The organism is Chloroherpetonaceae bacterium (assembly GCA_025056565.1).
GTDB lineage: Bacteria > Bacteroidota > Chlorobiia > Chlorobiales > Thermochlorobacteraceae > Thermochlorobacter.
On record JANWWA010000003.1, the window covers coordinates 210885 to 231402 of the forward strand.

Here is a 20518-nt window from a genome sequence, read left to right on the forward strand (position 1 = left end):
AATTTATGTGCGTGCATTTTCTTGCACAAGAAAAGAAGACTCATACAGCAAACAGCTAACAGAATGCGCGGTGTCGCTCTGGATAGTGTGCAAGGTGGGTGCAATATGCTGGCAGCGTGCCTCTGCTTTGTGACAGCGTGGGTGAAAAGCGCATCCACTGGGCACATTGATAGGACTGGGAATATCGCCTGTAAGCACAATTCTCTTTCGCTTGACATTTGGGTTCGGAATTGGCACGGCTGAAAGCAGCGCTTCCGTGTATGGATGCTTAGGCTGGCGATAGAGTTGCTCGCAAGGGGCTATCTCCACAATTTTGCCTAGATACATCACAGCGACGCGGTCAGAGATGTGCTCCACTACGGAAAGGTCGTGCGCAATGAAGAGGTATGTGAGCCCCAATGATTTCTGCAAATCCTGTAAGAGATTAATGATTTGCGATTGAATTGAGACATCTAAGGCTGAAACGGGTTCATCGCAGACGATAAATTTCGGCTCCACAGCCAATGCGCGCGCAATACCTAAGCGCTGCCGCTGACCACCTGAAAATTCGTGTGGGTAGCGGTTCAAATACTCACGCGACAGACCGACTTGCTCCAGCAACTCTGCGGCTCTCTTTTCAGCTGCTGCCCCTTCGGCAAGCTGATGCACTTGCAAGACTTCAGTAAGCATTTGCCCAACCGTAAGGCGTGGGTTGAGCGAACTAAACGGATCTTGAAAGATAATTTGCATCTCCTTGCGAATCTGGCGAAGCAAAGACCGCTCCATTTTGAGAATGTTCTGACCGTTGAAGAAGACTTCACCGCTGGTCGGCTCAATAAGACGCAAGAGACTTCGCCCTAAGGTAGTTTTGCCGCATCCAGATTCGCCAACTAATCCAAGCGTCTCACCACGTCGAATCACAAACGACACATCATCGACGGCTTTAACATAGCCGACCACTTTTGAAAAAAAGCCTTTGCGGACTGGAAAGTAAGTCTTGAGATTCCTAACGACGAGCAAAGCATCTTGGTCGGACACTGGCGCTGAAGGCACTGACATAGCTTTCATAGAAATGCTCAGAAGCAAAATACACGATAGCGAGCATATTGCATAAGAGAAATCTTGCGGTTTGGCTCCAATGTGGTGAAGAGCAAATTCTTGCTGATAAGCCGTCACGCTCAGAGTCTTGAAATTTGCGAACGGTGAATTAGATTTGCAGTTTAGACTAAACACACCCGTGAAAAGCACTTCATTTTACATTGATGCACTCAAGATTGGTGACCCAAATGAGCTGTTTTTCATCGCTGGTCCGTGCGTGGTAGAAAGCCGAGACTTGGTGATGCGAACTGCAGAAAAGTTGAAGCAAGCTGCAGAGAAAGTTGGGGTCGGGCTGATTTTTAAGGCGTCCTACAAAAAAGCCAACCGCACCTCTGTGAAGTCCTTCACAGGCATCGGCGATGAGGCAGCGCTTCGGATTTTGCGTGAGGTGAAAGAAAGCCTTGCGTTGCCCGTGCTAACGGATGTGCACTCGGTTGAAGAAGCAGAGTTAGCAGCAGGCTATGTCGATGTGTTGCAAATCCCTGCCTTCCTGTCGCGCCAGACGGAGCTTCTGCAGGCTGCAGGAAAAACAGGCAAAGCCGTCAATATCAAGAAGGGGCAGTTTATGGCGCCTGGCGATATGCATCAAGCAGCGGAGAAAGTGCTGGCAACAGGCAATCGAAAGGTGATGCTCACAGAGCGCGGCGCCAGTTTCGGGTATCACAATCTGGTAGTGGATTATCGTTCCTTGCCGATTATGCGTGAGACGGGTTTGCCAGTTGTCTTCGATGCCACGCATAGTGTTCAGCTACCGAGTGCAGGTAACGGAGTGTCAGCCGGTGAAAGACGGTTTATTCCCGCCCTAGCGCGTGCTGCAGTAGCCGTAGGCGTCTCTGGCGTGTTTATGGAGGTGCACCCCAATCCGCCTGCTGCAAAGTCTGATGCCGCAACACAAGTGCCGCTGAGACAATTTGAACCGCTTGCACGTGAGCTGAAAGCGCTTTTCGAACTGTCTAGAACCTTTAAAGTCAAACTCGCATAGCAACTATGGAGTTCATGGGCGTACCCGTACCAGCAATAGATGAACAAGAACGTTACAAACGCTACCGAGAAGCACTAAAGCAAATTCGAATTATCATCTTGACCGTCGACGGTGTGCTGACGGATGGCCATATCAATTACACAGAGTCGGGTGATGAAATTCGCACATTTTTTGCCCGTGATGGCTTTGCGATTAAAGAAGCGCTGGCGCAAGGTCTGAGGGTTGTGGTGATTTCCACACGTCCCTCGAAAGCAACCATGCGCCGAATGATTGAACTCGGTGTAACCGATGTCTATTTAGGCATTCGCAATAAGCTGGAGACTTACGAAGAAATTAAGATGCTCTATGGCGTAACTGACGAGGAATGTCTTTACATTGGTGATGATTACGATGACCTGCCAATCCTGAAGAAGGTTGGCTTTTCAGCAACGCCGCTCAACGGCATTGAAGCATTGCGTTACAATGTAGGCTATGTATCTGCCTTCGAGGGCGGTAAAGGGTGTGTGCGCGACGTGATTGAACTGACGCTAGTCGAACAAGGCAAATGGCAGTATGGCGAACTTTATCGCTGAGGCCAAATTTCACGGCTGCAGCCTCTTTTCGTATCTTGATAGGCAGAACCAACAACCAAATTTGCAGGCAGTATGGAGTCCGCAGTTTTATCCACACCAGAGAAAGCCCACTCCTTTGCATCACCACAAGCAGCGGATGGCAGAAAAGTCAAGACGGTTGGCGTGCTCACAAGTGGGGGAGATTGCTCTGGGCTTAATCCAACACTGCGCGCCCTTGTCAAGACGCTCATCAATGTCTATGGTGTCAAGGTGATTGGCTACCGCGATGGCTTTCGCGGAATGATTGAAAACGACTATGTCGAGCTGGACCTAAGGAGCGTGTCAGGTATCATTGACAAGGGGGGCACCATTTTGGGCACATCGAATAAAGCCAACCCATTCCGACAGTATCAGCCTGAAACGGGTGAATTCAAAGATGTCTCCCAAAAAGTTGTAGCCGATGCGAAGAAACTGGGTATTGATGCACTGGTTGCAATCGGGGGCGATGGCACGATGTCCATGGCTGCACGTTTCACCGATATGGGCTTGCCGACTGTAGGCATTCCCAAAACAATTGACAATGACCTGATGGCAACGGACCTCACATTTGGATTTCACAGCGCCGTGCAAGTGGTCTGCGAAGCTATTGACCGCATCAATACGACGGCAATGTCGCATCACCGCGTCATGATTATCGAGGTGATGGGGCGATACGCAGGGTGGATTGCGCTTTACGGCGGCGTTGCAGGAGGCGCAGACGTGATTCTCATTCCTGAAATCCCCTACTCTGTCGAGACCGTTGCTAAAGTTTGCGACCGTCGTAATCAGCAAGGCAAAGGTTTTACGATTATCGTGATTGCCGAAGGGGCGAAGCCAATCGGTGGGGAGCTCACGGTGCAAAAAATTGTAAAAGATAGCTTCGACCAGATTCGCTTAGGGGGCGTTGGAATGCAGCTGGCAAGCCAGCTCGAGCAACTCATTCCGCGTCTGGAAGTGCGCGTAACCATCTTGGGGCACTTGCAGCGAGGGGGCTCACCAATTGCTTTTGACCGATTGCTCTCGACGCGCTTTGGCGTCTATGCGGCGCATATGGTGATGCGCGGCGAGTTTGCAAAGATGGCAGCGCTGCGCGGTAACGAGATTGTCTCCGTCCCAATCGCTGAAGTCGCAGGTAAAAACAAATTTGTGCCCTTAGACCACGACCTCATCCATGCAGCAAAGTGCGTAGGCACTTCATTCGGCGAACCTGAAGAAAACACATCTAAGCAGGCTTAGTGCTGGGCGGTGCATTAGGCAGATTAGGCACCTAACCCTACCTCGCCCCTAACGCCTCTCCCTACGAAGGAGAGAGAATGATTCTGACGACGTCAGAATCGGAAGTGAGGTAGGAGCACTGCAGTTACACTGTATCCACGAGACTGTGGAAACCACACTGCCGCAATAAAATCACGGCGTCATAGTGTGCCTGCGGCTGGTTGCTTGGGCAGTTCTGTGAGTTTGATAACACGACATAAATCAAAGCATTGTCTTGGAGACAAGTCGCGTGCCATCATACTCATAGACAATCGGAATACCGTTTGGAATGTTTAGCTCAAGCACCTCTTCTTTGGTAAGCTGGTCAAGTTCCATCACGATAGCGCGTAGGCTATTGCCATGCGCAGAAACTAACACGTTTTTGCCTTCGTGCACTTTGGGTAGGATTTCCTTGTGGAAGTATGGCAGAGCGCGGGCGGCTGTGTCTTTGAGACTTTCTGTGTAGCCATCTGGATTGAGTTCGGTAACATCGTTAGGTGGCGGAATGTCGTAACTGCGTCGCCAAAGTTTAACCTGCTCTTCTCCGTATTTCTTTGCGGTTTCTGCTTTGTTAAGCCCTTGCAGGGCGCCATAGTGGCGTTCATTGAGAGCTTTGTTGAAATAGGTAGGCACGCAGTCAATTTGTCCAGCAGCAGTTAGGGCAAGAATGTGTGTTTCAATGGCGCGGTAAAGCACAGATGTATAGCCGAAGTGAATAGGAATATGTTTGATTTTTTCCCCGGCCTCACGCGCTTCACGTCGACCTTTATCTGTTAGGGGCACATCAACCCAGCCTGTGAAGCGGTTTTCTAAGTTCCACTGTGATTCGCCATGACGGACGAGAATAAGTTTTGCCATTTGAGCAGAGCGTTTTTCAGATGTGTGCAATTGTCAGGGTTAGCTTAGCTATAATGCCAAATTACGCATTTTTTTCAAATGAACCCTTCGCAGAAAAGAAAGGGTGCGGATTGGGGAGAAAATTGAGGAAACAATGCAAGTGATTAACGCAGGGTGCCAGTCGAGGCTTAGACGGCAGCACTTTCCATAAATTGATGTTTGAAAATTCGCAGACTTTCTTCTACACCTAAAAAGTTGATACCCAGTTCGGACTGTGCTTTAATCGTAATCAAGCCTGATTGCAACGGTCGGGGGGCTAATTGGTTAAGGTCTGCCGTCTTGATAGGCGTAATGAGCGATTTATCGAAGCCAAAAACCTCAGCCAGCTTGAGAGCAAACTCGTAGCGAGAAAGGTAATCGGCTCCGGCGATATGATAGACGCCTCGTTTGCCCCAGCGAACCAGCTCGTAGATGCCACGAGCAAGGTCGTCAGCCAGCGTGGGGTTACCGTATTGGTCATCAACCACCGTGACAGGGCGGCGATTTTTCAGCTCTTGCGTCAGCCAAATAGCGAAGTTTTTCTTAACACGGGGTGCAACACCATAAACTACATTTGTTCTCACAATAAGCCAGTTTTCACCTGAGGCACGCACTGCATTCTCAGCAGCCAGTTTTTCGCGACCGTAGTAGTTAAGTGGATTAGGCAGGGCCGTCTCGTCGTAAGGACCGGCTTTACCGTCAAAGATATAATCAGTTGAAATCTGCACGACGCAAGCTTCTACCAAACGTGCGCCAGCAAGCAAATTCTCGACCGCCGTTACATTTGCTTTCCAAGAGAGTTCTTTTTCGCGCTCACATGCGTCGACATCCGTGAAGGCTGCAGCGTTGATAATGTAGTCGGGTGAAAAATTCCAGATAAGCTCTTTGACCGCGCCACGTTGCGTAATGTCAAGTGAAAGGTAGCCGAAACTCGCTAATGCATTATACGGTGCAGGCTGGCGGGCACAGACCAAAAGGTCAAACTGGCGGTCTCTGGAAAAGACCTCTACTAACTTTTGCCCGACCAGTCCGTTAGCTCCCGTTATGAGAACACGCTTATACATTCACCTGCCTGAAAAATTTCGACTGCATGTCGCAAAAATACGCAAACTCACTTACGCTAATTGCGAGGCAATGTTTAGTGCGGCTAAAGCAGGAAGCAGAGGCAATAATGTGCAAGCAAGTCCAACAGCCACTCATTTCGCTGAGGTTGGTATGCGATGTGGCTGGTAAAAGGAAGGTGAAGTGCTGGAAAGAGAGCAGAACGTGACCGCTACAGTGTTGCAATTCCCAAATTTCAGGCTGATTCATTTTCTACCTCGACAGGGGTAGCAAGTGGCACACTCTTGGGAGAGTAGGTTGGTTCAGCAGATTCTACCCATGCTGCCAGCGTAATATCGCCTGTTACATTAACAACGGTGCGGCTCATATCTAAAATTCTATCTACGCCCAAGATAACGCCAATCCCTTCGACAGGCACACCAACTTGCTGCAAGACCAGCACCACCAACGGCAGCGAGCCGCCGGGCACACCGGCAGTGCCAACCCCAGCTAACACTGCAAGCATCACGACCAGCACTTGCTGTCCCAGACTAAGGTCAATCCCATAGAACTGAGCAAGAAAGAGCACTGTAATACCTTCATAGAGCGCTGTGCCATTTTGATTGGCGGTTGAGCCAATGGTAAGCACAAAGTTTGAAATGTCGCGATTGATACGCAGAGTCTCAACTGAGACACGTAGTGAAGTAGGCAGTGTGGCATTAGATGAGCTGGTAGAGAAAGCCGTCAGCATCACTTCTACGATGCCCTTGAAAAATTCAATCGGGTTACGTTTGGCGCCCAGCTTGAGGATAATTCCATAGGTTACAAACTGGTGGAACGCTAGCGCAAAGAGCACAACAAAAACATACTTTGCTAAGACAGCAATGATTTGAAAGCCAAGCTGCGAAGTGGCGGTAAAAATCAGTGCCGCAACGCCGTAGGGGGCAAGCTGCATGGCAAGGTCAATGATTTTCATAACTGCATCATTAATGCCTTGCAGCACTTTGGTCAGCGGCTCAATGCGTTCAGGTGCGCACATTGTCATTGCAATGCCGAAAATGAGCGCAAAGAACATAATTGCAATCAAGCCGCCACCACGATAGTTCGGGTCGAGAAAAAAGGTAACTTCTACAAAAGGATTGCGAGGAATGAAGTCCAAAAGCGTTTGCGAAAAGGATTTGCTTTCACTGGCGCTGGTCAGAATGCTGCTAACTGCCTGATTGTTTGAAAGCGTGCTCATCAGCAGCTTACGGCTTTCTTCTGAAAGACCGACGCCGGGCTGAATAAGATTGACCAGCACGATGCCAACCACAACCCCCAGTGCAGTAATCACTACGGTAAAGAGCAAAGTTTTAATGCCCACTCGTCCAATTTTCTTCACATCGCCTAAGTCCGCAACACCCAAGACTAATGCAGAAAAAATCAGCGGCACAATCACCATAAAAATGAGGCGCAAGAAAATCTGCCCGACTGGATAAGCAACTTCTTTGGCAATCCACCTAACGGTTTCATCATTTGGGAAAAAGAGATTCGCAATTAACCCAGCTAGCAATCCAACTGCTAGCCCAATAAAGATTTTGGTGTGCAAAGCGAACTTTTTGGGTTTTGGTGTCTCCATGTTCTCAGCAGCTTGCTTATGCGGTTTCTTACCGCTGTTTCGTGTTTGCTGAAAGAAATTGTGCACAAGAATTGGAGTATAACACTTTTGGGCAAAATGTTAGAGTGATAGAGGTGCAAAGCAGCCACAGCACTACTCTAGCAAAGCAGAGCTAAGGTTAGCGAGCGTTGCGCACACTATTCCATTCTTGTATCTTACGCTATGCGCTGCAGCGCAAGCAGTTACAGAAACATTTACAAAGGAGTTGGCTATGAACGACAATGCAGCAAAGCCGGTGCGCCCCCTTTCGCCAGAGGAACAAAAGCAACTGGCTCATATCGTGCACGAGGGCAAAGCACTGCTCTCCAAGCTACTAACCAATCAAGAAGAATTGCGTGCGCTCATCAACGGGCTAAATGGAGGTTATATTGCTCCACAATTCGGCGGCGATGTGATTCGTGATGGGGCACGTGTGTTGCCAACAGGACGCAACATCCACGCAATGGATCCATGGCGAGTGCCTTCCGACCTTGCAATGAAGCGTGGGGAGATGATTGCACAAAAACTTTTAGATGCGCACTATCAAGAGTCGGGCAAGCTGCCTGAAACGGTTGCTCAAGTGCTATGGGGAATGGATACCATCAAGACCAAAGGAGAGCCAATTGCAATAGCACTTGCCTTGATGGGCGCACGACCCGAAAAAGATGCACACGGCAAGATTTCTGCCTACAAGCTCATTCCACTGAGCGAACTGGGGCGACCCCGCATTGATGTTTTGATGACTGCCTCAGGCATTTTTCGTGACACTTTCGCAATGCAGATTGACTTTTTAGATCGGCTTGTAAAAGATGCGGCGCAAGCAGATGAACCGCTCGAGATGAACTTTATCAAAAAGCATGTGCAAGAATTGATGTTAGAACGGCGCGTCAGTTTTGAGGAGGCAACGGCACGTGTATTCACCCAGCGCCCAGGAGACTATGGTAACTATGTCGATGATATGATTGAAAATAGCTCATGGCAAGAAGAGAGAGAGTTAGGCGAGATGTTTGTAAAGCGCAATGGTTATGCATATGGTGGCGCAAAGCAAGGCAAGCTCTGTGCAGCTGTGTTAGATGCACTGATGTCAAAGGTAGAGCGGATTTCTCAGGAAATTGATTCGGTGGAATACGGCATCACTGACCATCAGCATTACTTTGCTGAGTCAGGCGCACTGCGTCAAGCCGTGGCAAATCGGACCAATCGACAGGTGCAGGTCAGCTACATTGAGTCCTTCACAACAGAGACGACGGTGCGCAGCTTGGAAGCCACACTGCGAATGGAAGTGCGCACGAAACTGTTGAACCCGAAATGGTTTGAGACAATGCTCAAAAACGAAGCCAGTGGCGCAGCAGAAATTTCCAGCCGATTTACTTACCTCTTGGGTTGGTCAGCAACTGCAAAAGCAGTAGACAAGTGGGTGTTTGATGAATCTGCCAAGACCTACTTGCTCGATGAGGCAATGCGCAACCGTCTGCTCAAGCTCAACCCAGCGGCTTTGAAGAATATGACAGGACGCTTGTTGGAAGCCGCTGGGCGAGGACTCTGGCAGGCTGACCCAGATATGCTCGAGAAACTGCGCGACCTTTACGCCGATTTGGAAGACCGACTGGAAGGCGCAGTCGTCTCTTAGAGCGGTTACGACGATTTCAAGTGTGCACCTTATACGGCATCTGAAAGGCTGGTAAAGGTGAAATCACGCACACGAATAGGCGGAATAAGACTATTGCCGATACGCTCGGGCTTGCCTATTGCGTCTAAGTTATTGAGCATAATAATCGGGCTTTCATTGAAGCGGAAGTTCTTAACGGGATACTTGATTTTGCCATTTTCAATGTAAAACGTCCCATCACGTGTGAGACCAGTAAAGAGTAATGTTTGAGGATCAACAGGGCGAATATACCAGAGACGCGTAACCAGAATACCACGCTTGGTGTCTTTGATAAGGTCTTCAAGAGTCGCATTTGTGCCTTCCATAATGACGCCGCCGGGCGGTGGAACGGCTTTCTTACCTTGCTTTTCAGCCCAGTAGCGCGAGTAGAAGAGATTTTTCACGACACCTTTTTCAATCAGCATCATTTTTTCACGTGGGCGACCATCAGCTACAAAAGGTGCGGAAGGGATTTCAGGGTGCTGTGGGTCCGCATAAATCGTAACACGCTCATCGACAATTTGCTCGCCAATTTTGTTGCCACCGCCTTTCTTAGAAAAGAAACTCCGTCCTTCATCGGCTTGCCGCGCATCCATCGCAAAGAGCATACCACCTAAGAGACTGGCATCAACAGTGCTAACCAGCGCTGCAGGTTCGAGAATCACCGTATATTTGCCGGGCTCGAGAGCGCGGGGATTACGCGACATCAAAGCTTTGTCGATTGCAATTTTAGAAGCTTTGGCTGAATCAAACTTTCGCACATCGCTGTAAGAGCGCACAGCATAGCCAGACCCTGTGCCATCTTCGGTGCGCATCGTTACAGAAAAATCCATCGTGGTGTATTTGTAGTAAGCAAAAAGTCCGCGCCGATTCATCAAAGCTTGGAAACCCGTTGTGTCGTTAAAAAAGCCGGCAGCCGTAACCTTTTTAGCGGCAGCTGGCACAATGCTGTCTTCGGCAACTTTTGCACGGAACTCTGGCGTAATGTTCTCGGTAGATTCAAATGCGCCTTTGACCTCTAAGTAAGTTTGCGGCTCCAAAGAAGGCATGGTCTCGGGGTTATCTGGCGCTAACTGAGCCAGCTCTTCTGAGCGACGCACACATGCCTCTAAGGAGGCATCATCAAATTCATTGATGCTGGCGGAGCCAACTTTCTTGCCAAAGCGAGATTGCACAGTGAGCGTCAGCGTGTCTTGCAAGCCGCTGGTGGTGACGGTATTGCGCGCGTAGCGAATGTTGCCTTCTATGCTACCATTTAGCGTAGCATCAATGTCGTCCGCCTTCGAGAACGAGATGACTTTTTTGAGAAGCGCTTCAGCTTCGCTCTTAGATAGAATCGCCATTTGAGTGTGTGTTTAGAGTTACTGAATTCACCATTGAGGTGATCAAACTCGCCGAAGCCATTTCGCATACTAAGGAACAGGTGTCTCCATTCGTCTCTGTAACAATCGTAAATGTGGGGACGCAGAACCGATGCCGAATTTACAGCTTCAGCGGTGAAATGCAAATTGAAGTGGCTGCACTGAGTGCAGGTGCAGTGCGCTAAGTTGAGAAGAAAAAGCATAGCAGGCCAAATGCACGCCAAACTAAGCGATGAAGAGAAAAGTGGGTGCAAGCTGCTGTGCAGAGGTGCAATGATTCAAATTGGGGCTTTAGAATTCGCCAAACTTGCGCTTGAATTCTTCAAAGTTATTGATAATGATTTTGTTCATATCGCGCTCAATAAGACCATCGCGCTCGAACATAGTCAGCACGCGCGAAATTGTTTCACGTGATGTCGCCGCATAGTTGGCGATTTCCTGCTGGCTGGCGAAGTTTTCAATCTCGACCCGCCCCTTACGAACTCGCCCCACATCGTTGGCTAAGCGCACAATCACAGATGCCACCTTTCCGACAGCATCGGCAAGTGAGATGCTCTTGATTTGCCCATCTGTCTTGCGCAGTCGTGAGACCAGCTCGCGTAGCAGCGCGAGTGCTAACTTGGGGTATTTTTCAACAAACTCTAAAAAGACCTTACCATCAATGCGCAAGACTTGGACTTTGGATAGCGCAACCGCATCGGCAGACCGAGTCGCACCGTCGATGACCGACATTTCACCGAAGAATTCCTTTTCACCCAATATTGCTAAAATGACTTCCTTGTAGTCATCATTAGTGCGGCTGATTTTGACCATTCCTTCAAGAATCACATAGACGCAGTTGCCTTCCTGACTTTCAAAGATGATGACATCATCTTTTTTGAAAGTCATAACTTGGCTTCGCGCAACCAGATCCGCCAGTTCTTTTTCACCCAAGACTTCGAAAATGCTGACTTCCTCGAGTTGTCGAATCAGTTCCCGTTGATCCATCATCTCTGGTAAAGTTTTGTTATAGCAATATAGCATTTTCTAAGTCGTTATGGAATGCTGGGGCGCAGGGACAGATGCAGGAAGCTCAAATGAGAACGTCGTGCCTTTGTGCTTCCCTTCCGACTCTGCCCAGACTCGACCACCGTGCATTTCAACAAGCTGCTTGACAATTGATAGACCTAGTCCGGTGGAAGGTTCGCCGCCTGTGGGCTTGGCAGAAAGTTTCTGAAACTTACCAAAAAGTTTTTTCATATCTTCTTCAGTCAAGCCTTGTCCTTCATCTTTGACTGAGACGATAATCGAAGGGGGCGGCGCAGTGCTATCAGCTTGACGGGCTTGTGCAGGAACAGTAGGCGACGAGTCTTTCCGACGCACGCTCACCCAAATTCGCTTGCCAGTTGGTGAGTATTTGATGGCGTTGCTAATGAGGTTATCAATAATTTCCGCTAAGCGTGCAGGATCGGCGAAGACCAAACAGTCATTATCGGCACTAAAAATCAGCTCTTGCTGCTTGCGCTTGGCTTGCGGCACATTTTGTTCCACAACAGTCTGAGCGATGCGCTCAACATAGCAGGGTTGGCGATTGAGCGTTACCTTCCCCAAATCCACTTCAGTCGATTGCAAGAGGTCGCTAATCAACTGCACCATATTTCTGGATGAGCGCTCAATCACAGCTGCGGCGCGTGAAACTTCTGCGTCAGGGTGTTCTTTGAGCAGGGAAGCAAACCCAATGATAGATTGCAGGGGACTTTTGAGGTCATGTGCGGCAATGCCCAGCAGTTCTGTTTTAAAGGCATTGGCTTCCTCCGCGCGTTGCTTTTGTGCACGTGCTTCCCGGAGCGCTTCAGCGAGTTCCTCGGTGCGCTTGGTAACCTCGACTTCCAACTCGTAGTTGCGCTGATTAATAGTGCGAATGCGAAGCGTGTAGGCATAATAGACAGCACCTAACACGCACATAACAAATAGCGCTACGGCCTGCCACCTTTTCCAGAAGGGTGGATGCACGATGATGTGAAGCGTCGTGCCAGCTTCGTTCCAAATCCCGTCGCTGGAACACGCTTTGAGGCACAGACGATATGCACCACCATCTAAGTTGGTGTAACTGGCAAAATGACGCGAGCCGCTGTAAGTCCACTCCTTGTCCAGTCCTTCTAACTTGTAAGCATAAGTGTTTTGAGCTGGGTTACGGTAGTGCAAAGCTGCAAACTCAACGGAGAAAAACGGTGCATCGGGCGGAAGATGAAAAGTGTTGGATGACAAGGGTAGCGACTCATTACGCACCATAAAACCTGTAACCACAACAGGGGGCGGCAATGAAATCTCGTGAAGAGAGTCAGGCGCAAAGCACAAAATTCCTTTTGCTGTTACCATATAGAGCAGACCACTTTGGCTGCGCCAGTAGCCATTGATGCCAAACTCATTGCTGGGTAAGCCATCGCTGGTGTTGTAGGTTCTAACACGAAAAGTAGTGCGATGAAAGCGACAAAGTCCATTGCTGGTGCCAAGCCAGAGATGCCCACTGGCATCAGGCAAAATGCCAAAGATGTGATGACTCGGTAAGCCATCACGGGTGGTAAAGTGCTTGAAGCGAGCGGTATCTGATTGAGCACTGGGGTCAAAGCGGAGCAGGCCTCCATCGTAAGTGCCAATCCATACCACGCCTGTTGAATCTTCATAAATAGACCGAATAATTTTGGGCAAAGGCGCTGATGAACGAGCTATCTCCACATATTGCTCTGTCGCTGGATTGAAACAAGCAAGACCGTCCTCCTCGAAGCCAACCCACAGCCAGCCATTTCTGCTCAGGCGAAGCATACGCACTTTCCGATAGGCATTGCTTTTGGAAGACTCTTGCGGGTGAGCGAAGCGTACGAAAGTCTGAGTTTCAGGGTTAAACTTCTTTAAGCCGTTCCATGTACCAACCCATAAATTGCCCTGTGCGTCTTCGCAGATCGTAGCAATAAAATTATCCTTCAAGCTATCGCTGCTGTGATGGCGAAAGGTGCGAAAGCGTTTCGAAGCTGCATCATAGAGTACAAGGCCGCTGCCCCATGTGCCAATCCACAGCCTGCCCTTGCGATCTTGATACAGTGAAAGAATCATATTAGAGCTTAGCTCTGAGTCTTGTCCAAAAGCCCCCTTGCGATACTGTTTCCACGCTTTCGTGTGAGGAGAATGTTGATACAAGCCGCTGCCAACTGTGCCAATCCAGAGTGTGCCATCTTGTGTTTCAAGAATAGATTCAATAGCGGTGCGTGTTCCAGAAGGCAATGCCAAAGTGCCAAAATGCACCGCTGCAGCGTAGAACTTATTTAGCTTGCCGTTTGCAACACCGACCCACACGACACCACTTCTATCTTGGAAAACGGCTTCTACTTCAGCATCACTGAGGCTGTATGGGTTGTCACTTTCAGGCAAAAAAAGTAGCAAACGATTTTCAGCAGGACGAAAGTAGCCCAAGCCGTGACTTTGTGTGCCTAACCACAAGCCACCATGGTTGTCAGGACAAAGTGCGTTGATGATAAGGGAGGTTGTGGTGCCAAATGCATTGCGTTGCTTAAAGTCGTATCGAGTGATGTAAGCACCTGTGTCTGTTTCCACAAGGGCATTTAAGCCTCTGTCAGTGCCGACCCATAGTGTGCCGTTTGGCGCAAAGTAAAGCGAGCGAATATGGTTGCTGCTAAGCGAGCGCGAGTCTTCTGACTGGTGATAGTATCGTATGAGAGTGCCGTGATGCAAATCCAGCTGGTTTAGTCCGTTGTCAGTGCCCACCCAGAGCGTATGACCATTGCCAACAGCCAGTGCCGTGATGCGGTTGCTGCTGAGCGATGCGGAGTCATTGGGATTGTGCGTGTAGCGTTCTGCTATGCCTGTCTCAGGATTAAATCGGTTCAGTCCTGTCAATGTGCCCACCCAAAGCATACCGCTCGAATCCTGTGTGACGGCGGTGACTGCACCGCTGGTTAGACTCTCAGGATTGTCGGGCTGATGTTGATAGTGAGTGAAAGTTTCGGTTTGAAGGTCAAAGCAAGACAGCCCTGCGTTGGCCCAGGTGCCTATCCAGAGTCGCCCCTTTCGGTCTTGATAGAGCGTACGCACGCCTTTGCCCAAAAGCGAGTGGCGGGGGTTGGGGTTGAAAGAGTAGTTGGAGAACGTGTAACCGTCGTATTTGCTGAGTCCATTAGCTGTGCCAAACCAGAGATAGCCAACTTGGTCTTGAAAAATCGCATAAATGCTTTCAGATGGAAGCCCTTGCTCCACACCGAGATGCTCAAACTTAATTTTGATGTCTTGTGCCCTCGCCTCTGGCCAAAGTAGTAGTATCAATGCGCTGAAGAGATAACCTTGCGGACGCATGCTGCAACTCTGGGAATTAGTCAAGCAAAAGTTAAGAATAAAATGCGGCAAAGTTTACGCCAAAGAGCGTGGCGAGAGCGGCACTGCACCATAAGCCCCTTCACTTTACAGAGAGAGAAAAATCCGTGCCACAAATTGCAGAGGTAGCTGTCTCTCATTCGGCAGAGCGGCAAAGGCTTGCTTTGAAAACCTGCAGCCATGCGCTAACTTTATGCAGCAGTCGCAATCGCAAAGGCGATTTTCAGTTGTGGTAGCAACCTTTCGAAAGGAGAACACTATGGCGGACGAACCGAAAAAACTTTCGCCGATGATGGCGAAAAAATTGGCGCAGCAAAAAGCAGCGGAGGCAACACCAGCAGAAACGACAGCAGCGCCTACAGCAGCAGAAAAGCCCGTCGAAGCCGATGCACCAGCAGCTAAGCCAATGACAGTGCCTATTGCAAAGACCGCGCCGGCAAAGGCAGATACTGCTCCGAAAAACCCAGATGGCACGCGTTATGGCTACAGTGATGGGATGCCATCTGTCTTTGGCACACCGCCCGCTATTGATGACGCATACTTTGTGGTGAAAACCTTAGCGTCTATTCCCGCAGCTATACTTGACGGCGCAATCGGCTTCTTCAAGAAAGTAACCAGCTAAGTTCTGCTGAATAAGCTCAAGCTGAGGCAACCTGCCAAGCGCTCAGGCAGAGACACTTGGCAGGTTTTTGAGCAAGCCTTAGAACACAGGTGTTTCTTCATAGATGCCGAAAACTTCACGCAAGACATCGCAGATTTCGCCGAGCGTAACGAAATTGTGCATGGCTTCAATAAGTGGCGGCATAAGATTCGTGCCATCTTGAGCGGCAGTGCGAATTTTTGCCAGCGACTGTTCAACTGCCTCTTGATTGCGCGAGGCTTTCACTTCACGAAGGCGCGCAATTTGTTTCGCTTCAACTTCTGGTGTGATGGTTAGAATCGGGATATCGATTTTTTCGTCAGGTTCTTGGAATGCATTGACACCCACGATGATACGCTCTTTGCGGTCGATTTCCTGCTGATAGCGGTAGGCTGCGTCGGCAATTTCCTTCTGCATATAGCCTTGCTCAATAGCGGCAATCACGCCCCCTAAGGCATCAATTTTTTCAAAATACTTTTCTGCTTCTTGCTCCATTTTCATGGTGAGTGCCTCGACATAGTAGCTGCCGCCGAGCGGGTCAACGGTGTTTGTAACACCTGTTTCATAGGCGATAATTTGTTGGGTGCGCAAGGCGATTTTAACGGCTTTGTCGCTGGGCAGCGCCAGTGCCTCATCCATTGAATTGGTATGCAGCGATTGCGTGCCACCTAATACAGCAGCTAAGGCTTGAATGGCAACGCGCACGATGTTGTTTTCAGGCTGCTGCACCGTGAGCGTACAGCCGGCTGTTTGCGTGTGGAAGCGCAACTGCCAAGAGCGAGGGTCTTTTGCGCCATATTTGTAGCGCAAGCGTTTTGCCCAGATTTTCCTTGCGGCGCGGAACTTTGCAATTTCTTCAAAAAAGTCGTTGTGGGCATTGAAGAAGAAGGAGATACGCGGGGCAATCTCATCTACGTCTAATCCAGCAGCAAGCGCATGCTCTAAGTAACAAAACCCGTCAGCAAGCGTGAAAGCCAACTCTTGCACCGCCGTAGAACCCGCTTCACGAATATGGTAACCACTGACCGACACGGGATTGAACTTGGGCATCTCTCTGGCGCAGTAGACGAACATATCGGTGATAATGCGCATTGACTGGCGAGGAGGAAAGATATACTCTTTTTGTGCGATATATTCCTTCAAAATGTCGTTCTGAATTGTGCCACGCAGTTTCCTGATGTCTCGTCCTTGCCGTTGTGCCGTAGCGATGTAGCCAGCAAGCGCAACCATGGCGGTCGAGTTAATGGTCATTGAAGTTGAAATCTCCTCGAGGTTGATACCGCGAAAAATCACTTCCATATCGGCTAAGGAAGAAAACGAGACGCCGCAGACACCCACTTCACCTTTTGCAAAATCTGAATCGCAATCGTAGCCCATTAACGCAGGGAGATCGAAGGCAACCGATAGTCCCGTTTGACCACGCTCCAAGAGAAAGTGGTATCGAGCGTTGGTTTCCTCTGGCGTGGCAAAGCCTGAAAATAGGCGCATGGTCCAGAGTTTGCCACGGTAGAGATTGTTGTGAATAGAGCGTGTATAAGGGAACTCGCCACTGTGTCCAATTTCCTTGAGGTAGTCAATGTCTTTTACATCTAAGGGCGTGTAAAGTGGCTTAATTTTCTCCCAGCTTAGGTTTTCATACTTGCCGGGAAGTTCTTTGGTCTCACGATTTTTTTCAAGCCACCGCTGGTAACTGGCTTCTAAATCTTGCCAAGCGTGTTCAGTAGAGATGTGTGCCATTGTCGAGTTAATTGGAATTGTGTTGAAATGTGTTGGGAAAGTTACACAATCTTCCGAAAAACGGAAGTTGCGGCAAGCTAGCAAGTCGGGGCATCACACAGGCAATAAAGAAAAATCGTGGAGAGCAAATTCCCACGAGCGAGATCGCTTCTGCACTACTAACCTTTTGGGCGAAGTGTAACCATCGGCACAATCATTTCATCGAGTGAAATGCCGCCATGCTGGAAAGAATCCTTGTAGTAGTTGATATACTTATGATAGTTGGTTGGATAGACAAAGTAAAAGTCTTCCTTAGCGATAATGTAATTTACGTTCAAGCCGTGCTGGGGCAGTTTCCAGTCGTTGGGGTTTCTGATATAGACGGCTTGCTTTGGCTCACATTGCAGGTTTCGTCCGAACTTGTAGCGTAGGTTGGTTGAGGCTTCTCGGTCGCCAATAACCTTTGAACTGCGAAGGCAGCGAATGCTCCCGTGGTCAGTTGTGATAAGAATAGTCACATTTTGCTTGACCAGCGCTTTGAGCATGCGGAGAAAAGCAGAGTGCTCAAACCAAGTTTGCGTAAGACTGCGAAAAGCAACTTCATCGGGCGAAAGTTCCCTAATAACCTGAGAGTCTGAACGGCTGTGCGCCAAGATGTCGACAAAATTAACGACCACTGCGTTCAGTTGATATTTGAGATGACCGAGAATGTTTTGCTCGAAGGTTCTGCTGTCGTCAGTGCTGGTAAGCTTGGTGTATTTCAGGTCTTTGACCGGCAAGCGACGGCGCTTAAAGAAGTCTTCCAAGAAATCAGGTTCGTAAAGGTTTTTGCTGCTTTCACTCTCTTGACTGGCTTGCCAAAGCGTTGGATAGCGCTTCTCCATTTCCACTGGGAAAAGTCCGCTAAAAATGGCGTTACGTGCATAGCTGGTGGCAGTTGGCAGGATGCTGAAGTAGGCCTCTCGCTCAATGCGGAAGTAAGGCTGCAAAATTTTTTCCATCACAAGCCACTGGTCGTAGCGCAAGCAATCCACCACAAACAGAAATACGGTTTCACCATTCTGAATAGCTGGGGAAACTTTTCGGTCTAAGACATCGACGGAAAGCATTGGGCGTGCGGAGCGGTCGGAGAAGATCCAATCACGGTAGTTTCGCTCAATGAACTTCCCAAACTCAGCGTTACACTCTCGCTTTTGGTCTAAAAGGGTTTGCCGCAAATCAACTTGTGGGTAGCTATCGAACTCGACTTCCCACTCTGCAAGACGGCGGTAAATGTCTATCCAATCCTCTGCAGTGAGAGGCTCAAGTAAAAGGCGGGAGATGCGGTTAAACTCTTGCACATAGCCTTGCGTGGCGGCATTGCCTTTGATGCGCTCAGCATCCAGCAGCTTCTTGCACGCCAGCAGAATTTGATGGGGATTGACGGGCTTGATAAGGTATTCAGCGATATTGCGTCCAATCGCTTCGTCCATAATGGACTCCGTTTCGTTTTTGGTAATCATCACGATAGGCGTAAATGGCAGATGGGATTTGATGGCTGTGAGCGCATTCAATCCACCCATGCCAGGCATTTGCTCATCTAAGAAAATGATGTCGAACCAACTTTCGCGAGAGAGTTGCACTGCATCTTCCCCGTTGGTGACAGTGGTCACTTCGTAGCCCCTTTCGCTGAGGAAGAAGATGTGTGGCTTGAGATACTCAATTTCGTCATCAGCCCAGAGGATTCGGTATTTCATATTTTCTTGTTGTTTGCAGTTAATCAATGAATACCCACCTATTCGTGCCCAGACAGAGGTAGTTACATCCGAGTTACATCTGGCATAGCTCCAACCGATTACTTCGACAGCTGCTCCGCATAGAGAGACCAGAGCCAAATATGCTTTTGCAGAGCGGTTGAAAGACCAGCAATGAACACTAGTGCTGAAAAGTAACTTGCGGCGGTTTTCGTTTCAAGTTTCTTGGCATGGCTGCTGTCTGCAAGGTTGCCTTGCCAATGCAAACACGAAGGGTAGCAATAGCAAAAGCATAGCAGAGTTGGTGAGCAACTTGCAAACCAAGCGACAGTGGAACGAGCCAAAGTATGTGGGTTGAGGGAGGAGCGGATTGAGTATGCATCTGCAGGGTGTAACCAGTGCTTGGTAAGGAAAGAGGATTTGGAAAAGTGGTGTCTTTTGAGTAAGTTTGTTACTCAAACGAAGGAAAAATTGTTACTCGAAATCTCTTTGCATCTGTGTTAGAATCGCTGGTTACATCGAAGACGCGCGTTAAGCTACTCTTGAAGTTCTTTCTGAATCAAGGCACGCAGGCATATCTGCGCGAACTGGCTGAGGAGTTTGGCGAGTCCACCAATGCTGTGCGCGTAGAACTCAACCGCCTTACCGAAGCGGGCTTTCTTACTGTGCGCGACGATGGGCGCACCAAGCTCTATCAAGCCAACCCCTCTCATCCGCTCTTTCCCGAACTACACAGCCTCGTCAAGAAGTATCTCGGCATTGACCAGTTGATTGAGCGCGTGTTAGGACGACTTGGTCCTGTGAAGCTCGCATTCATTACAGGTGACTATGCTGAGGGACGAGATTCAGGTATCATTGATCTCACAATTGTGGGAAAGATTGATAGGAACTACCTGAACGAGCTCATAGAAAAGACGGAGCGAATGATTCAGCGCAAAATTCGAGTGCTGGTTTTGAATGAGGAAGAATTTGAGCGGCTAAGGCATCAATTTTCAAAGAAATCACTGATTATTTGGGGGGATGCGCCTACTGCGCCTGATGATGGGGTATCCCAAAATGGCGTGCAGAAAGCCAAAGCCACGGCAGAGCAATGAGTCAAATCGTTATTGATGCAAATAAGAGATTTTCGCTCAATATCGGCGAGCTGTTTGAGTATCGTGAGCTGCTCTGGATGCTTGCGTATCGGGATATTAAGATTCGCTACGCGCAAACGGCGCTCGGTGTATTATGGGCACTGATTCAGCCACTTGCAACACTTGTAATTTTTACGCTAGTGTTTGGCAGAGTTGTAAAAGTCGATACAAGTGGCGTGCCTTATACGCTCTTTGCGCTATCAGGAATGAGCCTATGGGGATATTTTTCAGCGGTGATGTCGCAAGCAGGGAGTTCGGTAATCGGGGCGCAAAGTATTGTGAAGAAAATATATTTTCCGCGCCTCATTATTCCGCTTTCAAAAGCCATTTCGGCTTTTGTGGATTTTGGCATCACGCTGCTTTTTCTCTTTGGGATGATGCTCTATCACCAGTATGTGCCTAGTGCAAACGCATGGTGGATTCCATTTTTCATTTTGGCGACGATTTTTTCGGGGCTGGGAATCGGAAT

The 20518-nt window shown here is 49.0% G+C and carries 17 protein-coding genes; 8 read left to right on the forward strand and 9 right to left on the reverse strand.

Going from position 1 to position 20518, the window contains the following annotated elements:
- Positions 1-3: 3 nt before the first annotated feature.
- The gene (locus NZM05_04185) at positions 4-1038 is read right to left on the reverse strand and encodes a dipeptide ABC transporter ATP-binding protein (GenBank protein MCS7012815.1); all 1035 of its coding nucleotides are present in this window, start codon (positions 1036-1038) and stop codon (positions 4-6) included.
- 199 nt (positions 1039-1237) lie between these two features.
- On the opposite strand from NZM05_04185, the gene kdsA reads away from it, so the two are divergent.
- The 3 genes from kdsA to NZM05_04200 all read left to right on the forward strand — a co-directional run bounded on the left by kdsA (position 1238) and on the right by NZM05_04200 (position 3885).
- Positions 1238-2059 carry a 3-deoxy-8-phosphooctulonate synthase gene (gene kdsA / locus NZM05_04190; GenBank protein ID MCS7012816.1) on the forward strand — a complete coding sequence of 274 codons (822 nt, stop codon included), beginning with the start codon at positions 1238-1240 and terminating at the stop codon, positions 2057-2059.
- Positions 2060-2064: 5 nt separating this feature from the next.
- Positions 2065-2631, forward strand: coding sequence for an HAD-IIIA family hydrolase (locus NZM05_04195; protein ID MCS7012817.1), 567 nt, complete (start codon positions 2065-2067; stop codon positions 2629-2631).
- 72 nt (positions 2632-2703) lie between these two features.
- Positions 2704-3885 carry an ATP-dependent 6-phosphofructokinase gene (locus NZM05_04200; GenBank protein MCS7012818.1) on the forward strand — a complete coding sequence of 394 codons (1182 nt, stop codon included), beginning with the start codon at positions 2704-2706 and terminating at the stop codon, positions 3883-3885.
- Positions 3886-4125: 240 nt separating this feature from the next.
- Here NZM05_04200 and NZM05_04205 read toward each other — a convergent pair whose 3' ends face one another.
- The 3 genes from NZM05_04205 to NZM05_04215 form a co-directional block, all read right to left on the reverse strand.
- Positions 4126-4761 (reverse strand): 2,3-bisphosphoglycerate-dependent phosphoglycerate mutase, encoded by a 636-nt coding sequence (locus NZM05_04205; GenBank protein MCS7012819.1) that lies wholly within the window; start codon positions 4759-4761, stop codon positions 4126-4128.
- Positions 4762-4928: 167 nt separating this feature from the next.
- A complete protein-coding gene (gene rfbD / locus NZM05_04210; protein MCS7012820.1) occupies positions 4929-5843 on the reverse strand; it encodes a dTDP-4-dehydrorhamnose reductase in 915 nt (304 codons plus the stop codon).
- 233 nt (positions 5844-6076) lie between these two features.
- Complete coding sequence (locus tag NZM05_04215; GenBank protein MCS7012821.1) at positions 6077-7408, reverse strand: dicarboxylate/amino acid:cation symporter; 1332 nt, start codon at positions 7406-7408, stop codon at positions 6077-6079.
- Between the two features lie 280 nt (positions 7409-7688).
- Here NZM05_04215 and NZM05_04220 point away from each other — a divergent pair, with 280 nt between their 5' ends.
- Entirely contained in the window at positions 7689-9086 is a 1398-nt protein-coding gene (locus NZM05_04220) for a cobaltochelatase subunit CobN (GenBank protein ID MCS7012822.1), read from the forward strand.
- A 29-nt stretch (positions 9087-9115) separates the two neighbouring features.
- Here the strand turns inward: NZM05_04220 and NZM05_04225 are convergent, their stop codons facing one another.
- Positions 9116-10447, reverse strand: a complete 1332-nt coding sequence (locus NZM05_04225; protein MCS7012823.1) for a TldD/PmbA family protein — start codon at positions 10445-10447, stop codon at positions 9116-9118.
- Between the two features lie 8 nt (positions 10448-10455).
- Between NZM05_04225 and NZM05_04230 the strand changes: the two genes are divergently transcribed.
- On the forward strand, positions 10456-10650 hold the full coding sequence (locus NZM05_04230; protein ID MCS7012824.1) for a hypothetical protein: 195 nt from the start codon (positions 10456-10458) through the stop codon (positions 10648-10650).
- Positions 10651-10756: 106 nt separating this feature from the next.
- Here the strand turns inward: NZM05_04230 and NZM05_04235 are convergent, their stop codons facing one another.
- Together NZM05_04235 and NZM05_04240 are read right to left on the reverse strand one after the other, a co-directional pair.
- Entirely contained in the window at positions 10757-11455 is a 699-nt protein-coding gene (locus tag NZM05_04235; protein MCS7012825.1) for a Crp/Fnr family transcriptional regulator, read from the reverse strand.
- A gap of 36 nt (positions 11456-11491) precedes the next feature.
- Positions 11492-14779 (reverse strand): ATP-binding protein, encoded by a 3288-nt coding sequence (locus NZM05_04240; GenBank protein ID MCS7012826.1) that lies wholly within the window; start codon positions 14777-14779, stop codon positions 11492-11494.
- 307 nt (positions 14780-15086) lie between these two features.
- Here NZM05_04240 and NZM05_04245 point away from each other — a divergent pair, with 307 nt between their 5' ends.
- On the forward strand, positions 15087-15449 hold the full coding sequence (locus NZM05_04245) for a hypothetical protein (protein ID MCS7012827.1): 363 nt from the start codon (positions 15087-15089) through the stop codon (positions 15447-15449).
- A gap of 78 nt (positions 15450-15527) precedes the next feature.
- Here the strand turns inward: NZM05_04245 and NZM05_04250 are convergent, their stop codons facing one another.
- Both NZM05_04250 and NZM05_04255 read right to left on the reverse strand, forming a co-directional pair.
- Positions 15528-17204 carry a methylmalonyl-CoA mutase family protein gene (locus tag NZM05_04250; protein MCS7012828.1) on the reverse strand — a complete coding sequence of 559 codons (1677 nt, stop codon included), beginning with the start codon at positions 17202-17204 and terminating at the stop codon, positions 15528-15530.
- 158 nt (positions 17205-17362) lie between these two features.
- Positions 17363-18919, reverse strand: a complete 1557-nt coding sequence (locus NZM05_04255; GenBank protein ID MCS7012829.1) for a bifunctional response regulator/alkaline phosphatase family protein — start codon at positions 18917-18919, stop codon at positions 17363-17365.
- A 494-nt stretch (positions 18920-19413) separates the two neighbouring features.
- Here NZM05_04255 and NZM05_04260 point away from each other — a divergent pair, with 494 nt between their 5' ends.
- Both NZM05_04260 and NZM05_04265 read left to right on the forward strand, forming a co-directional pair.
- Entirely contained in the window at positions 19414-20010 is a 597-nt protein-coding gene (locus NZM05_04260) for a winged helix-turn-helix domain-containing protein (protein ID MCS7012830.1), read from the forward strand.
- Positions 20007-20518, forward strand: a 512-nt coding sequence (locus NZM05_04265) for an ABC transporter permease (GenBank protein MCS7012831.1), incomplete at its 3' end; no start/stop codon positions are given. The genes NZM05_04260 and NZM05_04265, both read left to right, overlap by 4 nt.